General features: G+C 65.4%; 14 protein-coding genes, 1 tRNA gene and 1 pseudogene. 9 read left to right on the top strand and 7 right to left on the bottom strand.

The features are described from left to right. Nucleotides 1-13: 13 nt before the first annotated feature. Complete coding sequence (locus CWS35_RS35220; protein ID WP_100955682.1) at nt 14-562, top strand: hypothetical protein; 549 nt, start codon at nt 14-16, stop codon at nt 560-562. Between the two features lie 308 nt (nt 563-870). Here CWS35_RS35220 and CWS35_RS35215 read toward each other — a convergent pair whose 3' ends face one another. Continuing rightward, a complete protein-coding gene (locus CWS35_RS35215) occupies nt 871-1,098 on the bottom strand; it encodes a hypothetical protein (protein WP_024583746.1) in 228 nt (75 codons plus the stop codon). A gap of 177 nt (nt 1,099-1,275) precedes the next feature. On the opposite strand from CWS35_RS35215, the gene CWS35_RS39285 reads away from it, so the two are divergent. Next, nucleotides 1,276-1,416: a hypothetical protein gene (locus CWS35_RS39285; protein ID WP_157817319.1), complete on the top strand. Its 141-nt coding sequence runs from the start codon at nt 1,276-1,278 to the stop codon at nt 1,414-1,416. A gap of 67 nt (nt 1,417-1,483) precedes the next feature. Here the strand turns inward: CWS35_RS39285 and CWS35_RS35210 are convergent, their stop codons facing one another. From CWS35_RS35210 to CWS35_RS35195, 4 genes are all read right to left on the bottom strand, one after another. Continuing rightward, entirely contained in the window at nt 1,484-1,855 is a 372-nt protein-coding gene (locus CWS35_RS35210) for a DUF4118 domain-containing protein (RefSeq protein ID WP_024583745.1), read from the bottom strand. 194 nt (nt 1,856-2,049) lie between these two features. Further along, nucleotides 2,050-2,124, bottom strand: a tRNA-Val gene (locus CWS35_RS35205). A gap of 139 nt (nt 2,125-2,263) precedes the next feature. Beyond that, a complete protein-coding gene (locus CWS35_RS35200) occupies nt 2,264-3,562 on the bottom strand; it encodes a hypothetical protein (protein ID WP_100955681.1) in 1,299 nt (432 codons plus the stop codon). Between the two features lie 138 nt (nt 3,563-3,700). Beyond that, nucleotides 3,701-4,303 carry a DUF1134 domain-containing protein gene (locus tag CWS35_RS35195; protein ID WP_100955680.1) on the bottom strand — a complete coding sequence of 201 codons (603 nt, stop codon included), beginning with the start codon at nt 4,301-4,303 and terminating at the stop codon, nt 3,701-3,703. A gap of 153 nt (nt 4,304-4,456) precedes the next feature. Between CWS35_RS35195 and CWS35_RS35190 the strand changes: the two genes are divergently transcribed. Then, nucleotides 4,457-4,921 carry a YHS domain-containing (seleno)protein gene (locus tag CWS35_RS35190; RefSeq protein WP_024583742.1) on the top strand — a complete coding sequence of 155 codons (465 nt, stop codon included), beginning with the start codon at nt 4,457-4,459 and terminating at the stop codon, nt 4,919-4,921. Here the strand turns inward: CWS35_RS35190 and cysQ are convergent. Further along, nucleotides 4,922-5,748 (bottom strand): annotated as a pseudogene (gene cysQ / locus CWS35_RS35185) (3'(2'),5'-bisphosphate nucleotidase CysQ). A 151-nt stretch (nt 5,749-5,899) separates the two neighbouring features. On the opposite strand from cysQ, the gene chpT reads away from it, so the two are divergent. The 6 genes from chpT to CWS35_RS35155 all read left to right on the top strand — a co-directional run bounded on the left by chpT (nt 5,900) and on the right by CWS35_RS35155 (nt 12,573). Further along, a complete protein-coding gene (gene chpT / locus CWS35_RS35180; protein ID WP_024583740.1) occupies nt 5,900-6,547 on the top strand; it encodes a histidine phosphotransferase ChpT in 648 nt (215 codons plus the stop codon). A gap of 202 nt (nt 6,548-6,749) precedes the next feature. Next, complete coding sequence (locus CWS35_RS35175) at nt 6,750-9,476, top strand: hybrid sensor histidine kinase/response regulator (protein WP_100955679.1); 2,727 nt, start codon at nt 6,750-6,752, stop codon at nt 9,474-9,476. Between the two features lie 76 nt (nt 9,477-9,552). Then, complete coding sequence (locus CWS35_RS35170; RefSeq protein WP_100955678.1) at nt 9,553-10,020, top strand: chemotaxis protein CheW; 468 nt, start codon at nt 9,553-9,555, stop codon at nt 10,018-10,020. 76 nt (nt 10,021-10,096) lie between these two features. Further along, nucleotides 10,097-10,462, top strand: a complete 366-nt coding sequence (locus CWS35_RS35165) for a PleD family two-component system response regulator (RefSeq protein WP_024583963.1) — start codon at nt 10,097-10,099, stop codon at nt 10,460-10,462. 75 nt (nt 10,463-10,537) lie between these two features. Further along, entirely contained in the window at nt 10,538-11,704 is a 1,167-nt protein-coding gene (locus CWS35_RS35160) for a chemotaxis response regulator protein-glutamate methylesterase (RefSeq protein WP_100955677.1), read from the top strand. After that, nucleotides 11,701-12,573: a protein-glutamate O-methyltransferase CheR gene (locus CWS35_RS35155; protein ID WP_100955676.1), complete on the top strand. Its 873-nt coding sequence runs from the start codon at nt 11,701-11,703 to the stop codon at nt 12,571-12,573. Before CWS35_RS35160 ends, CWS35_RS35155 begins: the two co-directional genes overlap by 4 nt. A 178-nt stretch (nt 12,574-12,751) precedes the next feature. On the opposite strand, the gene CWS35_RS35150 is transcribed toward CWS35_RS35155, so the two are convergent. Then, nucleotides 12,752-13,909, bottom strand: coding sequence for a glutathionylspermidine synthase family protein (locus CWS35_RS35150; protein ID WP_100955675.1), 1,158 nt, complete (start codon nt 13,907-13,909; stop codon nt 12,752-12,754). Between the last annotated feature and the right edge of the window lie 296 nt (nt 13,910-14,205).

The following is a 14,205-nucleotide window of genomic DNA, read 5'->3' as shown; positions in this document are numbered from 1 at the left end:
GTCGGAGGCGTCAATGCAGACCGAGCTGAACAAGGTGATCGCCGCCGTAGAGGAATTCTATGCGCAGGAAACGCTCCTGCTGGAGCGCGATCTCGGCGAGCGCACGCTGACGCACCGGCTCGCGGTCTATGTCGAGCGGCAGTTCGCCGGCTGGCAGGTCGACTGCAACTACGATCGGCTCGGCGAGCGCACGCTGCGGCTGCCGCGCGGCTCGGGCAGCTCGACCGATGACCATCTCGGCAAGTCGATCTATCCCGATATCGTCGTGCATCAGCGCGACATCCCGAACAATCTGCTGGCGATCGAGCTGCGCAAGGACAGCAACCACCAGCCGCTCGAGCACGATCAGCGCAAGTTGCAGGCGCTGACCGATCCGAACGTCTGGTTCGCCTACGCGATCGGCGTGCTGGTGATCGTGGGGCGGAGCGGAGTGAGCGCTTCCGAGGTTTATGCCGGCGGCGCCATCGACAGCGCCGCATCGCGCTGGTTTGCGCAGCGGCTGCGAGAGAGCGGGCTGGCTGGCGAGCGCGACAACGGCGTTCAGCACGATGCCGATCGATGAATCTTTCTCCGCGCTGTGGTGATAGCCCGTTTGGATCATGCGCCATCTGCGAACTCGCGGCAGAACTGAGGCGCGGCAGGTGGAGCAATTTCTGAGGCTGGTGGTCTATTTCAGAACGATCCGATGGCGGTGCCGATTGCCGGTTTCGCAACTATTTCGCTCCCCCTCCGCACTCGAATTCACCGGCCTCGATGATCGGCGCAGCGGATTGCGACGGGACGGGGCGGGGACAGCATCCCACCGCAGACAGCAAAAAAGGCCGCCCGCGGGCGGCCTTTTCCGTGATCGCTTGCTGCGACTGTTTCTGTCTATTGCTTGGCCGCATCGTCCCCGGTCGTCGCGGCGCCGGATTTGGCGCTCGATTTCTTCGCGGACTTCTTGGCCTTCTTCTTCGGCGCCATCTTGGTCGCCTCGCCCTTGGTTGCCGTGTCGCCGCTCTGCGCTGCGGGGGCCGGGCTGCCGCCCGCCTTGTCCTGTGCGAGTGCTGCGGTTGATACGAAGGCGAGCGCGGTGGCGGCGAGGATCAGGGTTCGCATCGGATTGTTCTCCCAAGTTGGTTTCAAACGCCCCTCAACGGGACAGAATGTCGCAGGTTCCGCGGCAGGGATCAGCAGTCCGTGAATGGCTCGTGATCGGCGCCAGCGTCGAAGCGACGGAACCGGGAACCGGGAGCCGCGTTATGTCGCTGGGCAGGAGTTTCGAGGAGGCGCGGCATGCGCTGGCGATCAATGACGGAAACCACCGGCACGATACTCGACACGGCCCCCGACGACACCTTATACGCGGTAGGCTGGACCATCAGCGGCCTGGCGACATTGGCCACCATCGTCGCGGTCTGGATGTTCGGGATCTGAGGCGGGCCATCGGTGCAAGCAACCGGCTCGCCGTCGCAGGCGAGCGGGAACGGCCTAAGCCGCGCGCCTACTTGCGCAGGATCACCAGCGCTTCGCGGTAGAGCTGCGAGAAGCTGACCAGCAGCGCGCTCGACAGCAGGAACATCGCGATGCTGTCGTAATCGTCGGCTGTTGGCCAGGCGAATTCGAAATAAGGCGGCATGAACACCCACCAGACGATCGGCACCGTGATGATCGTCGCAAACGCGCCGGCCGGAGCGCCGCCCATCAGGCCGGCGATCAGAATCGCCGGCACGAAGCCCGCGAAATAGAACTGCATGCCGAAACTCGCGAACATCTCCTGCGTCGCGGTGGCCAGCACCACGGCAAGCAGGGCGACGACGAACGTCGACAACGACCAAGGCCGCAGCTTCAGAATGTAGTCATTGCTCTTGCGCATCGAGACGTCCCCGGCCTCCGCGAGTTCCGGGAAGGTAGCCGAGGAAGCCTGCAAACAAAACCCCGTAGGACTCCGTGGAGGAACCGGCTGGCCGGAACCTCGCTGTCATATTGCTGCGCTGCGGCAGAGCGGTACGCAGACGGCGTTGAGCTGGCTCTGGCGGCTATGGTCGGGTTGGCGGTCGGGAAGGGAAATGGTGGACGCACAAGGGATCGAACCTTGGACCTCTCCCGTGTGAAGGGAACGCTCTCCCGCTGAGCTATGCGTCCGGGACGTCTGACGTGCCAAAGGCCGCTGGTTGGCGGCCGGTCGATAGCGGCGCTTCGTCAGAGCGTGCGATTTACGAAGTGCCGGGTAGGGGTGTCAAGCCACGACCTTCAGGAATCAGGAATCGAACCCCTCGGAAGATCAAGCGCCCTGCTGACGGGCGCGGGAGGCATGCGATTGCAGCGCCCGGATGCGTTCGGCCAGCGTCCCGCCGGATTCCGGCATCCCGCTGCCCGGCGAGGCGGCGCCGTTTGCGGTGCTGCCCGCGGGCTTGGCGGCGGCCTTCGGTGGCACGGCCGGCTCGGCCGCCAGCATGGCCTCGATCGCCGAATTCGGGCCCTCGAGCTGGATCGCGAGCTTGGCCACCTCGGCGGCGATGTCATTGATGCGCTCGCGCAGCAGCGCGTTCTCCATGCGCTCGGTCGCCCAGGAGCTCTCGGCCTGCTGCTGGATCGCGTTGATGTCGCGTTGCAGCTTGCCGCGTTCGTCGCGGGCGACGTGCAGTTGCTCCTCGACGGCCGCCTTCTCCTGGCGCAGCTTCTCGAGCACGGACGATTTGCCGCCACCCGCCGCGGCGATCTCCTCGCGCAGCTCCTGCACCGTGCGCTCGGCGACGGCGTTGGCCTGCTTGAGCTCGCCGTTCTCGAACTCGCGCTCGGCCAGCAGCTTGCCCTGGGTCGCAAGCCGCGTCTCGAGGTCGGTGACGCGGTTGCCGAGCATCTCGGCTTCCTTGACCTGGGCGATTAGCTGGCGGTCGAGATCGGTGACGCGCTGGCTCAGATTCTCGACCCGGCCGCGCGCGTCGGTGAGATCGCGCGTCGCGGTTTCCGACTGGTTGCGCTCGTGGGTGAGGCGGGCTTCGGTCGCCGCGAACTCCTTGGCAGCGTCGCCGACCCGGGTCTTCAACTCCTCGACTTGGGTCCGCACCGCGACCAGTTCGATCTGGCGGCTGTCGGCGGTCATCGAGCGGTCGTTGAGTGCTGCGTTGATCTTGCCGAGCTCGCTCTGCTTGTCGGTCAGCGCCTGCTCGGCGTTGCGCAGCAGCTCGGTCTTGGCAGTGAACTCCTCCTCGGTGGCGTGAAGCTGCTCCTTCATCGCCTTCTCGCGTGCCTCCAGCGCGAAGATCGCGGCGTTCTTCTCGCCGAGCTCGATCTTCATGCGGTTGATCGCATCGGTCTTCTTGCCGAGCTCGGCGAGCTGGCTCGTGGTCTTGCTCTTGAGCTGGTCGACGCTCATTTCGAGCCGGCGGGCCGACATCGCGAACTCGGCGCGGAGCTGGTCCTTGTCGGCCTGGATCTCGGCCATCGACAACGGCGTGGCCGCTTCCATCCGCCGCGTGGTCAGCCGTACCGCGCGGTTGTGCACCAGCGGCAGGATCATCAGGCCGCACAGCATCGAGATCAGGAAACCGATCGCCGCGTACATGATCGGCTCGATCATGAAGGGTCACTCCAGGGAAGAAGGAATTTGTTAATCACAATGCCATGGCCGGCCGGCCGAAGGCCAGCCCGTTTGCCGCGTTAAGGTAAATCGCTGGCCGTGGCGGAGCGCGCTGCCACAGGCGATCAGGGCGATGGCCTAGAATGGGTTCCAGGTCGCGCGCGGGGTGAATTTGAGATAGCCGACGCTGGCGCCGAGCCGCAGGCCGATGCCGGAGCGAATCGGGACCAGCACGATGTTGTTGGCGGTGAGCGCCGTCATGCCGAAGCCGCCGACGATATAGGCCGAGCCGTCGATCCCGACGAAGCGCTGATAGATCGCCTGCGTCGAGGGCAGGTTGTAGACCAGCGTCATGGTCCGGGCGCCGTCGCCGCCCCAGTCGAAGCCGACCGAGGGTCCCTGCCAGTAGACCCGGAGGTCGCCGGCGTTCTTGGTGTAGAGCGTGCCTTCGCCATAGCGCAACCCGGCCACGAACGCGCCGGAGCCTTCCTCGCCGAGCACATAACCGTTGGGCAGACCCCATTGGCTGACCGCGCGCTCGATGACCGAGGCCAATCCCCGCGAGACGTTGCCGAAGAACTTGTGTCCGGCGCCGACCAGCTCTTCGGGCCCGTAAGTATACGGTGTCGGCTCACGCTGCGGCGGCGGATATTGCGGCGGAGGCTGCTGCGCGGACGCCCCTGCGCTCCAGCACATCAGCGCGGCAAACGCGACCGCGGCAAGGCGTGATGCGAAAGTCATAAAGAACCCCTGCTATCGAAATCCGGGCGCTGCCCCTTAACCTGATGCCAACAGGCACGGCCCTAGGTTGCGCCCAGTGTCCCCTCGACTCGGATGTTATCGGTATCAACTATGACGGCACAACGGCAGGAAAGATATGGATCGTGCCGTGGAATGGCGTTTTTCGGCCTGTTGGCGGGCATTTTGACGGCCGTTTGGCCCGCTTTGCCCGTTGCGGCCACCACGACCGAGCGCGTGGTGACGAACCGCTACTCCGGACTGGCGATCGAAGGATTCGATCCTGTCGCCTATTTCACCGACGCCGCTGCCACCCAGGGGCGGCCCGAATTCGAAGCCACCGGCAGCGGTGCTGTCTGGCGTTTCCGCAACGAGGGCAACCGTGCCTCGTTCGTGGCGCATCCCGAAATCTATGGTCCGCAGTTCGGTGGCTACGATCCGACCGATCTGGTACGGGGCGTGACCTGCGCGGGCAATCCGCGGTTCTGGGCCGTCGTCGGCAACAGGCTTTATCTGTTCAACCGGGAACACAGCCGCGACGCCTTCGCGGCTGATCCCGCGCGCTTCCTGAAGGAAGCCGCGGCGCGCTGGCCAGAGCTGGAAGAGAATCTCGCGCAGTGATCATCCTGCCGCGGCAGGATCGCCCCATGCGATGAACTCCGGCACCAGAAAATCCTCGCGGCCCAATCCGAAATGCAACGGGTGGCCGTTCGAATCGGTCACCTTGCCGCCGGCCGCGACCACGACCGCGTGGCCTGCCGCGACATCCCATTCGGACGTCGGCGAGAGCCGGGGATAGATATCGACCTCACCCTCGGCGACGCGGCCGAACTTGACGGCCGATCCCAGCACGGCTCGGACTGCGCCGCCCCGTTCGTCGATGAAGGATTCGGTTCGCGCATCGCCGTGCGAGCGGCTGACCGCAACGGTCCAGGACGCGCCGCGCGGCGGGCAGGGACGGGTCCGGATCGGCACCGCCTGCGAGACCGCGCCGTTGCGCAGGGTCAGCCGTTCCGCGCCCTTGCCGACGACGCCGCGCCAGATCAGCCCAAGCGCGGGCGCGCCGACGATGCCGAGCAGCGGCACGCCGTGCGTGACCAGCGCCACATTGACGGTGAATTCATCGCGGCCGGCGACGAACTCCTTGGTGCCGTCGAGCGGATCGATCAGGAAGAAGCTGTCCTTGTAGGGGGCGTCGCCAGATGGACGCGCTCCTCCGACAGCAGCGACACGTGCGGCGCAAGCCGCGTCAGGCCTTCGACGATGACGTGGTCGGCGGCGAGATCGGCTTCCGTGACCGGCGACCCGTCACCCTTGCCGGCAACCCGCATCGCGGAACGGTCGACCGCGAGAATCGCCTCGCCGGCCCGGATCACGAGCTCGGTCAGCGATTCGAGCAGCGTGGCGGCCTTGTCGCAGTCGACGGCGGCCGATTGTGCCTTATTCATGGGCGGGTCTCATGTCCTGTTCGTCTTCCCCTGAGATCATGATGCCAGTCCCGCCGCAAGCTGGCAGCATCCGTCTGCGCGGTGTATCAAGCCGACAGGCATGCGTGATTCGCACTCCTCGGTCGGCGTGCGGCTTTCCAGGAAACAATTGATGTCTACCACTTCGTCTCCCGGTCCCGCTCCCGACGCACTCGAACTCGCGGCGTTGTTGTGCTCGCGGGTCTGTCACGACCTCATCAGTCCGGTCGGCGCGATCGTCAATGGGCTTGAGGTCCTCGACGACAACCCCAAGCCCGAAGACCGCGAATTCGCGCTCGATCTGATCCGAAAGAGCGCGAAGACCGCGTCGGCACGGCTGCAGTTCTGCCGGCTGGCGTTCGGCGCGGCTGGTTCCTCCGGTGCGCAGATCGATCTCGGCGATGCCCAGAACATGGCGAAGGGGCATATCGAGGACGGCAAGGTGACGCTGACCTGGAATCTGCCGCGGCTGCTGCTGCCGAAGAACCGGGTCAAGCTGCTGCTCAACATGCTGGTGATCGCGCAGCAGACCATTCCGCGCGGCGGCACCCTCATCATCGATCCGGTCGGCGAGGGTGAGACCATGAGCTTCCGCATCACCGCGTCCGGTCTCAACGCGCGGGTGCCGCAGAACATCGTCGATCTGCTCAATGCGAGCTCGGCGAATACGGTCGATGCGCATGCGGTGCAGCCGCACTACACGCGCCTGCTGGCGGACGCTTGCGGACTGAAAGTGACGCTCACGCTCGACGGCGACAAGGTCCTGATCGCCGCGTCCTGACCGCGTCCGCGGCAACATTCTTAATCAAAGGTTACGGAAGGCCGCGCGCTTCAATCGTGCGGCCTTATCTCTTTGTTGATCCCGTTCTTTTCCATTTACTCAACCAAACTTAAACGCTTTGCGGAGAAGCTGACCGCAGTTCCGTCTGGCGCGTCGATGCCGCGCGCCGCGCGTTTTCGGCGTTTTTCGAAGGTTGGTTTTCATGGACGATCTGTTGCGCGAGTTCCTGACGGAGAGCAGCGAGAGCCTGGATACGGTCGACAACCAGCTGGTGCAGTTCGAGCAGGATCCGAACAACGCGAAGATCCTGGATAACATTTTCCGCCTTGTGCACACCATCAAGGGCACCTGCGGCTTCCTCGGGCTGCCGCGGCTCGAAGCGCTGGCGCATGCCGGCGAGACCTTGATGGGCAAGTTCCGCGACGGCATGCCGGTGAAGGCGGAAGCCGTGACGCTGATCCTGTCCTCGATCGACCGCATCAAGGAGATCCTGGCCGGGCTCGAGGCGACCGAAGCCGAGCCCGAGGGCAACGACCGCGACCTGATCGATCAGCTGGAAGCCATGGTCGAGCGCGGCATGGCGGCGATGGCCGCGGGCGAGACTGCCGTCGCTGAAGAATCCGTCCCCGTCGTCGAGGCGCCGCCGGTGCAGGCCGACATGACCGAAGGCACGCTGGTGGCGCAGACGCTGGAGCGTCCCTTACGTCCGGGCGAGGTCTCGCTCGACGAGCTCGAGCGCGCCTTCCGCGAGACCGCGATCGAAGTCGTGGCGCCGGCGCCCGCAGCGGTCGCGAAGCCGGCTGCTCCAGCCGTCGCCGAGGCCGCCGAGCCCGCCAAGAAGCCGGCCCGCAAGGCCGTCGCCGAGGACGTCCAGGAAGGCGACAAGATCGCCAACCAGTCGATCCGGGTCAATGTCGACACCCTCGAACATCTCATGACCATGGTCTCCGAGCTGGTCCTGACCCGCAACCAGTTGCTCGAGATATCAAGGCGCAACGAGGACACCGAGTTCAAGGTGCCGTTGCAGCGGCTCTCCAACGTCACCGCCGAGCTGCAGGAAGGCGTCATGAAGACGCGGATGCAGCCGATCGGCAATGCCTGGCAGAAGCTGCCGCGCATCGTCCGCGACCTCTCCGGCGAACTCGGCAAGCAGATCGAGCTGGAGATGCACGGCGCCGACACCGAGCTCGACCGCCAGGTGCTCGACCTGATCAAGGATCCGTTGACGCACATGGTGCGCAACTCCGCCGATCATGGCCTCGAGACCACCGCCGAGCGGGTCGCGGCCGGCAAGCCCGAGCAGGGCACCATCCGCCTGTCCGCCTATCACGAGGGCGGCCACATCATCATCTGCATCGCCGACAATGGCCGCGGGCTCAACACCGAGCGGATCAAGGCCAAGGCGCTCCAGAACGGTCTCGTCACCGAGGCTGAACTGGAGAAGATGACCGAGGCCCAGATCCACAAGTTCATCTTCGCGCCGGGCTTCTCGACCGCAGCGCAAGTGACCTCGGTGTCCGGCCGCGGCGTCGGCATGGACGTGGTGCGCACCAATATCGACCAGATCGGCGGCACCATCGACATCAAGAGCGTGGCCGGCGAGGGCGCCAGTGTCACCATCAAGATCCCGCTGACGCTCGCCATCGTCTCCGCACTGATCGTCGAAGCCGGCGGCGACCGCTTTGCGATTCCCCAATTGTCCGTGGTCGAGCTGGTGCGGGCCCGCGCCAACTCCGAGCACCGCATCGAGCGGATCAAGGACACCGCGGTCTTGAGGTTGCGCAACAAGCTGCTGCCGCTGATCCATCTCAAGAAGCTCCTGAAGATCGACGACGGCGCCACCTCAACCGACGCCGAGAACGGCTTCATCGTGGTGACGCAGGTCGGTAGCCAGACCTTCGGCATCGTGGTCGACGGCGTGTTCCACACCGAGGAGATCGTGGTCAAGCCGATGTCGACCAAGCTGCGGCACATCGACATGTTCTCCGGCAACACCATCTTGGGTGATGGCGCCGTGATCATGATCATCGACCCCAACGGCATTGCCAAGGCGCTCGGCGCCTCCGGCTCCTCGGCCCATGACATGGCCGACGACAATGCCTCGGCCCATGCCACGAGTGGCGAGCAGCTCACCTCGCTTTTGGTGTTCCGCGCCGGTTCCGCGCAGCCCAAGGCGGTGCCGCTCGGCCTCGTCACCCGGCTGGAGGAGATCGCAACCGACAAGATCGAGCTCAGTAACGGCCGCTACATGGTGCAGTACCGCGAGCAGCTGATGCCGCTGGTGCAGATGGCCGGGGTCGCGGTGCAGACCCAGGGCTCGCAGCCGATCCTGGTGTTCGCCGATGACGGCCGCTCGATGGGGCTCGTGGTCGACGAGATCATCGACATCGTCGAGGAGAAGCTCAACATCGAGGTCGCGGGCAGCCAGGACGGCATCCTGGGCTCGGCCGTGATCAAGGGCCAGGCCACTGAAGTGATCGACGTCGGCCACTTCCTGCCGATGGCGTTCGCCGACTGGTTCTCGCGCAAGGAGATGCGGCCGTCGGCCTCGGCGCAGTCGGTGCTGCTGGTCGACGACTCTGCGTTCTTCCGCAACATGCTGGCGCCGGTCTTGAAGGCCGCCGGCTACAAGGTCAGGACCGCCGGCGGTGCGCAGGAGGGGCTCGCCGCGCTGCGCGCGGGCAGCTTCGACGTCGTGCTGACCGACATCGAGATGCCCGAGATGAACGGCTTCGAGTTCGCCGAGAACATCCGGTCCGACCACAATTTGATCGGGCTGCCGATCATCGCGCTGTCGGCGATGGTGTCGCCGGCGGCGATCGAGCGCGGCCGGCAGGCCGGCTTCCACGACTATGTCGCCAAGTTCGATCGTCCCGGGCTGATCGCGGCGCTCAAGGAACAGACCGCCGAACTGCGGCGGGCGGCCTGAGCATGATCCGGAAAAGTGTGAAGCGGCTTTCCGATCAGATCATGCTCAAACAAAGGGCTCGAAGGAAACAGATGCGATGACCAAGACCGAGACGACCGAAGGCGCGATGGCCGAATACGTCACCGCCGTGATCGGCGGGCAGCTGTTCGGGCTGCCGATCTCGCGGGTGCAGGACGTGTTCATGCCGGAGCGGCTGACGCGGGTGCCGCTGGCGACCAGCGAGATCGCCGGCGTGCTCAACCTGCGCGGCCGCATCGTCACCGTGATCGACATGCGCGCCCGGCTCGGGCTGCCGAAGGCCGACGACGGCCAGCCGCCGATGGCGGTCGGCGTCGACCAGCGCGGCGAATCCTACGGCCTGTTGATCGACCAGATCGGCGAGGTGCTGCGGCTGCCCGACGACAGCCGCCAGGACAACCCGGTCAATCTCGATCCCCGCATGGCCAAGCTCGCCGGCGGCGTCCATCGCCTCGACGGACAGCTCATGGTCGTCCTCGATGTCGATCGCGTGCTCGAACTGGTGCCTGACGCCAAAGCCGCTTGAAACGGCGGCGTGAGACAAGCCGATAGAACTGAAGAACTGAAACATCCCACCGGGGATGAGGAAGTAGAGGTCGCAAATGAGAACGTGTCTTGTGGTCGATGACTCCAGCGTCATTCGCAAGGTCGCCCGCCGTATCCTTGAAGGGCTCGATTTCCAGATCGTCGAGGCCGAAGACGGCGCCAAGGCGCTCGAGGTCTGCAAGCGTGCGCTGCCGGACGCGGTGCTGCTCGACTGGAACATGCCCGTGATGGACGGTTACGAGTTTCTCGGCAATCTCCGTCGCATGCCCGGCGGCGATCAGCCCAAGGTCGTGTTCTGCACCACCGAGAATGACGTCGCGCATATCGCCCGCGCGCTGCATGCCGGTGCCAACGAGTACATCATGAAGCCGTTCGACCGTGACATCGTCACCGCGAAGTTCCAGGAAGTCGGCTTGCTCTAGGTCTGAGTTTGATCCGGCGGCGGAAGCCTTCGGCTCAACGGTTGTTGTGCGTCGTGTTGCGTCGCTGGTGAAGTCATGAGTGTTGCGTCGACAAGTGCTGCGGTCCCGACATCGACCCGTACCGACAAGGTGCGGGTGATGGTGGTCGACGATTCCGTCGTCATCCGCGGAATGATATCGCGCTGGATCGGCGCCGAGCCCGACATGGAGGTCGTGGCTTCGCTGCGCACCGGCCTCGACGCCGTCAACCAGCTCGAGCGCATCAATCCCGATGTCGCGGTGCTCGACATCGAGATGCCCGACCTCGACGGCATCTCGGCGTTGCCGCAGCTCTTGGCCAAGAAGCGCGACCTCGTCGTCATCATGGCGTCCACGCTGACCCGTCGCAACGCGGAGATCAGCCTGAAGGCGCTCTCGCTCGGCGCTGCCGACTACATTCCGAAGCCGGAGAGCACGCGCGAGGCGACCGCCGCGGAAACCTTCCGCCACGACCTGATCCAGAAGATCCGTCATCTCGGCGCCAAGGCGCGGCGCAGCACGGTGCACACCACGGTGAGCCCGCCGCTTGCGCCCGGACAGGACAAGCCGCGGGCTGTGGCTCCAGGCGTAGCGCCCGCCGCGCCGGCCCAGCCGGTGCGCCGCCCGTTCGGCCTCTTGCAGCCGAAAGTGTTGCTGATCGGCTCCTCGACCGGCGGCCCGCAGGCGCTGATGACGCTGGTCGGCGAGATCGGGCCGGTGATCGATCGCTACCCGGTGCTGATCACCCAGCACATGCCGCCGACCTTCACCACCATCCTGGCCGAGCACCTGGCGCGGGCGAGCAAGCGGCCGGCGCACGAGGCTGTTGACGGCGAGAGCATCAAGCCGGGCCAGATCTATCTGGCGCCCGGCGGCCGCCACATGCGCATCGCCCGCCACGGCATCGATGCCACGATCGCGCTCGACGACGGGCCGCCGGTCAATTTCTGCAAGCCCGCGGTGGATCCGATGTTCACCTCCGCGATCGACGTCTGGCAGGGCAGCATCCTGTCGGTGATCCTGACCGGCATGGGCTCCGACGGCATGCGCGGCGGCAAGGACATCGTCGCCGCTGGCGGCAGCGTGATCGCGCAGGACGAAGCCACTAGCGTGGTGTGGGGCATGCCCGGTGCCGCGGTCAACGCCGGAATCTGCGCTGCCGTGCTGCCGCTCAATCAGATCGCATCGAAGATCGTTCGCGTGTTTGCCGGAGACCGCTCGTGACGCCGCTGGACTACGAGTATCTGCGTAAGCTGCTGAAGGAACGCTCCGGCCTCGATCTGTCGGCCGACAAGCAGTATCTGGTCGAGAGCCGCCTGCTGCCGCTGGCGCGCAGGTCGAATCTCAATGGCATTCCCGAACTCGTGCAGCGGATGAAGGGCGGCGCCGAGCCGCTGACCTCGGAAGTGGTCGAAGCCATGACCACCAACGAGACCTTCTTCTTTCGCGACAAGATTCCGTTCGATCACCTGAAGGATGCGGTGCTGCCGGCGCTTGCGCAGGCGCGCGCGGCGCGCCGTGCCTTGCGGATCTGGTGCGCGGCGTCGTCGACCGGCCAGGAGCCGTATTCGATCGCGATGCTGCTGAAGGAAATGACCGCGCTGTTCTCGGGCTGGCGGATCGAGATCGTCGCCACCGATCTGTCGCAGGCGGTGCTGGAGAAGTCCAGGGCCGGCCTGTTCAGCCAGTTCGAGGTGCAGCGCGGCCTGCCGATCCATCTGCTGGTGAAGTATTTCGCGCAGAAGGGCGAGCTCTGGCAGCTCAATGCCGATATCCGCAGCATGGTGCAGCATCGCCAGCTCAACCTGCTGCAAGATCTTTCGCATCTCGGCACGTTCGACGTGATCTTCTGCCGCAACGTGCTGATCTATTTCGATCAGCAGACCAAGGCGGGCATTTTCGGCAAGGTGGCCAGGATGCTGGAGCCGGACGGCGTGCTGGCGCTCGGCGCGGCGGAATCCGTGGTCGGCATCACCAACCTGTTCAAGCCCTATCCCGACCGCCGCGGGCTCTATCAGCCGAATATCGCGCCGGTCGCCCGCGCCGGCGCCGCGCCGCACGTGCTGAAGGCGGTCGCGTCGGCTGCGCGGTGAGTTCAGCCCTCGCAAGCTCAAAGGCTAGCTGGGTTTCTCCCCGTCATCCTGAGGAGCGCGCTCTTGCGCGCGTCTCGAAGGGTCGACGGCCACCAGCCGGGCCGTGCATCCTTCGAGACGCGCTGCGCGCTCCTCAGGATGACGGTGAAAGAGCTGCGTTTGCTCCAACTGTTCTCAGCTAGAGAATCGCGTGCGGCAGGAAGCGCGAGGTGTTGCCGGTGATCGGGTTCTCGTCCTCGCGGATCGACAGTCCGCACGGCGTGTGGTCGACCAGCCAGCTGCCGAGCACCGGATACTGGCCGGAGAAATTCGGCAGCGGCGCCAGCGCCTGGCGGATGAAGCCTTCGGCGCCGTAGGGACCTTGCTCCGCAACCAGCGTGAGGCCGGCGCTGACCAGTTCGACATTGGCGCCCTCGCGCGAATAGATCGGCTTGCGCACAAAGGAGCTGCCGAGCTGGGCGGCCTGCGGGTCGTCCTCGAAATAGGCCGGCAGCAAATTGGGGTGGCGCGGAAACATCTCCCATAGCAGCGGCAGGATGCCCTTGTTGGAGAGGATCGCCTTCCACGGCGGCTCGATCCATCGCGTCGGCGCGGTCGCAAGATTCTTGCCGAACGCGTCGTGAAACATCCACTCCCACGGATAGAGCTTGAACGCGAGCGCGATCGGGCGTTCGTCGAGATCGACGAACTGGCCGTCGCTGCGCAGCCCGACCTGCTCGATGTCGAGTAGCGTGGTCTTCAGTCCGGCCTGCGCCGCGGTGTCCTCGAGATAGGCGAGCGTGCCCGCGTCCTCGGCATTTCCGGTCAAACCGGTAAGGTGCAGTGGGTGCGTTGCGCCGAGCTTCTTCCAGGTGTCGATCAACCGGTCGTGGATCGAGTTGAACTGGTCGGCGCGCTTCGGGATGATGTTGCGCGCGATCGCCTGCTCGAGCCAGGTCCATTGAAACACCGCCGCCTCGAAAATCGAGGTCGGGGTGTCGGCATTGTATTCGAGCAGCTTGGCCGGGCCGCTGCCGCTGTATTTGAGGTCGAGCCGGCCGTACAGGCTGGGGTCCTTGCGGCGCCAGCTTGTTGCGATCAGATCCCAATGATCCTGCGGAATCTTCAGCCGCCGCAACTGGCGTTCATCGCCGACGGCACGGCCGGCGAGCTCGAGACACATCGCCTCGATCTCGCCGGTCGGCGCCTCGATGTCGCGCTCGATTTCGTCGAGCGTGAAGGCGTAATAGGCGCGCTCGTCCCAGTAGCGTTCGCCGTCGATGGTGTGGAAGGTGAAGCCGGCATTCTCGGCAGTCGTCTGCCAATCGTCGCGTTCGGGACATGCGATACGTTGCATGAAGGGGTCCGTGATCTCTTGAACCGCGTCAGCCTGGTGTCAGCCGCCACCATGTCGGTGACCGCTATCGCCATCGTGGGCGAAGCTCCGCGGTGCACCACCGAAGCCGCCGGCAGGCGACAATTGCTCGGGCTTTTTCTTCCGTCCACGCCCTGCATGGTGGTGGCTGCGGGCATCGGCCGGAGGCAAGCCCATCGCTGCCGCGCCGATCGCGACACTTCCCATCAATTTCAGCCAGACGCGGCGCGAGCGTTTCATCGACGCAATTCCTGTCATCGGCGGAGCCGCCGCAAGTG

The organism is Bradyrhizobium sp. SK17 (assembly GCF_002831585.1).
In the GTDB taxonomy this organism is placed as follows: Bacteria; Pseudomonadota; Alphaproteobacteria; order Rhizobiales; family Xanthobacteraceae; genus Bradyrhizobium.
Note: the sequence above shows the minus strand (reverse complement) of the source record. Positions and strands in the feature narration are given on the sequence as shown.

Coding starts and splice junctions, on each gene's coding strand:
- CWS35_RS35210 (WP_024583745.1), bottom strand. CDS start 1,855: ATGCGCAAGAGCAATGACTACATTCTGAAGCTGCGGCCTTGGTCGTTG.
- CWS35_RS35215 (WP_024583746.1), bottom strand. CDS start 1,098: ATGCGAACCCTGATCCTCGCCGCCACCGCGCTCGCCTTCGTATCAACC.
- CWS35_RS35165 (WP_024583963.1), top strand. CDS start 10,097: ATGAGAACGTGTCTTGTGGTCGATGACTCCAGCGTCATTCGCAAGGTC.
- CWS35_RS35195 (WP_100955680.1), bottom strand. CDS start 4,303: ATGACTTTCGCATCACGCCTTGCCGCGGTCGCGTTTGCCGCGCTGATG.
- CWS35_RS35170 (WP_100955678.1), top strand. CDS start 9,553: ATGACCAAGACCGAGACGACCGAAGGCGCGATGGCCGAATACGTCACC.
- CWS35_RS35175 (WP_100955679.1), top strand. CDS start 6,750: ATGGACGATCTGTTGCGCGAGTTCCTGACGGAGAGCAGCGAGAGCCTG.
- CWS35_RS39285 (WP_157817319.1), top strand. CDS start 1,276: ATGCGCTGGCGATCAATGACGGAAACCACCGGCACGATACTCGACACG.
- chpT (WP_024583740.1), top strand. CDS start 5,900: ATGTCTACCACTTCGTCTCCCGGTCCCGCTCCCGACGCACTCGAACTC.
- CWS35_RS35160 (WP_100955677.1), top strand. CDS start 10,538: ATGAGTGTTGCGTCGACAAGTGCTGCGGTCCCGACATCGACCCGTACC.
- CWS35_RS35220 (WP_100955682.1), top strand. CDS start 14: ATGCAGACCGAGCTGAACAAGGTGATCGCCGCCGTAGAGGAATTCTAT.
- CWS35_RS35150 (WP_100955675.1), bottom strand. CDS start 13,909: ATGCAACGTATCGCATGTCCCGAACGCGACGATTGGCAGACGACTGCC.
- CWS35_RS35200 (WP_100955681.1), bottom strand. CDS start 3,562: ATGATCGAGCCGATCATGTACGCGGCGATCGGTTTCCTGATCTCGATG.
- CWS35_RS35190 (WP_024583742.1), top strand. CDS start 4,457: ATGGCGTTTTTCGGCCTGTTGGCGGGCATTTTGACGGCCGTTTGGCCC.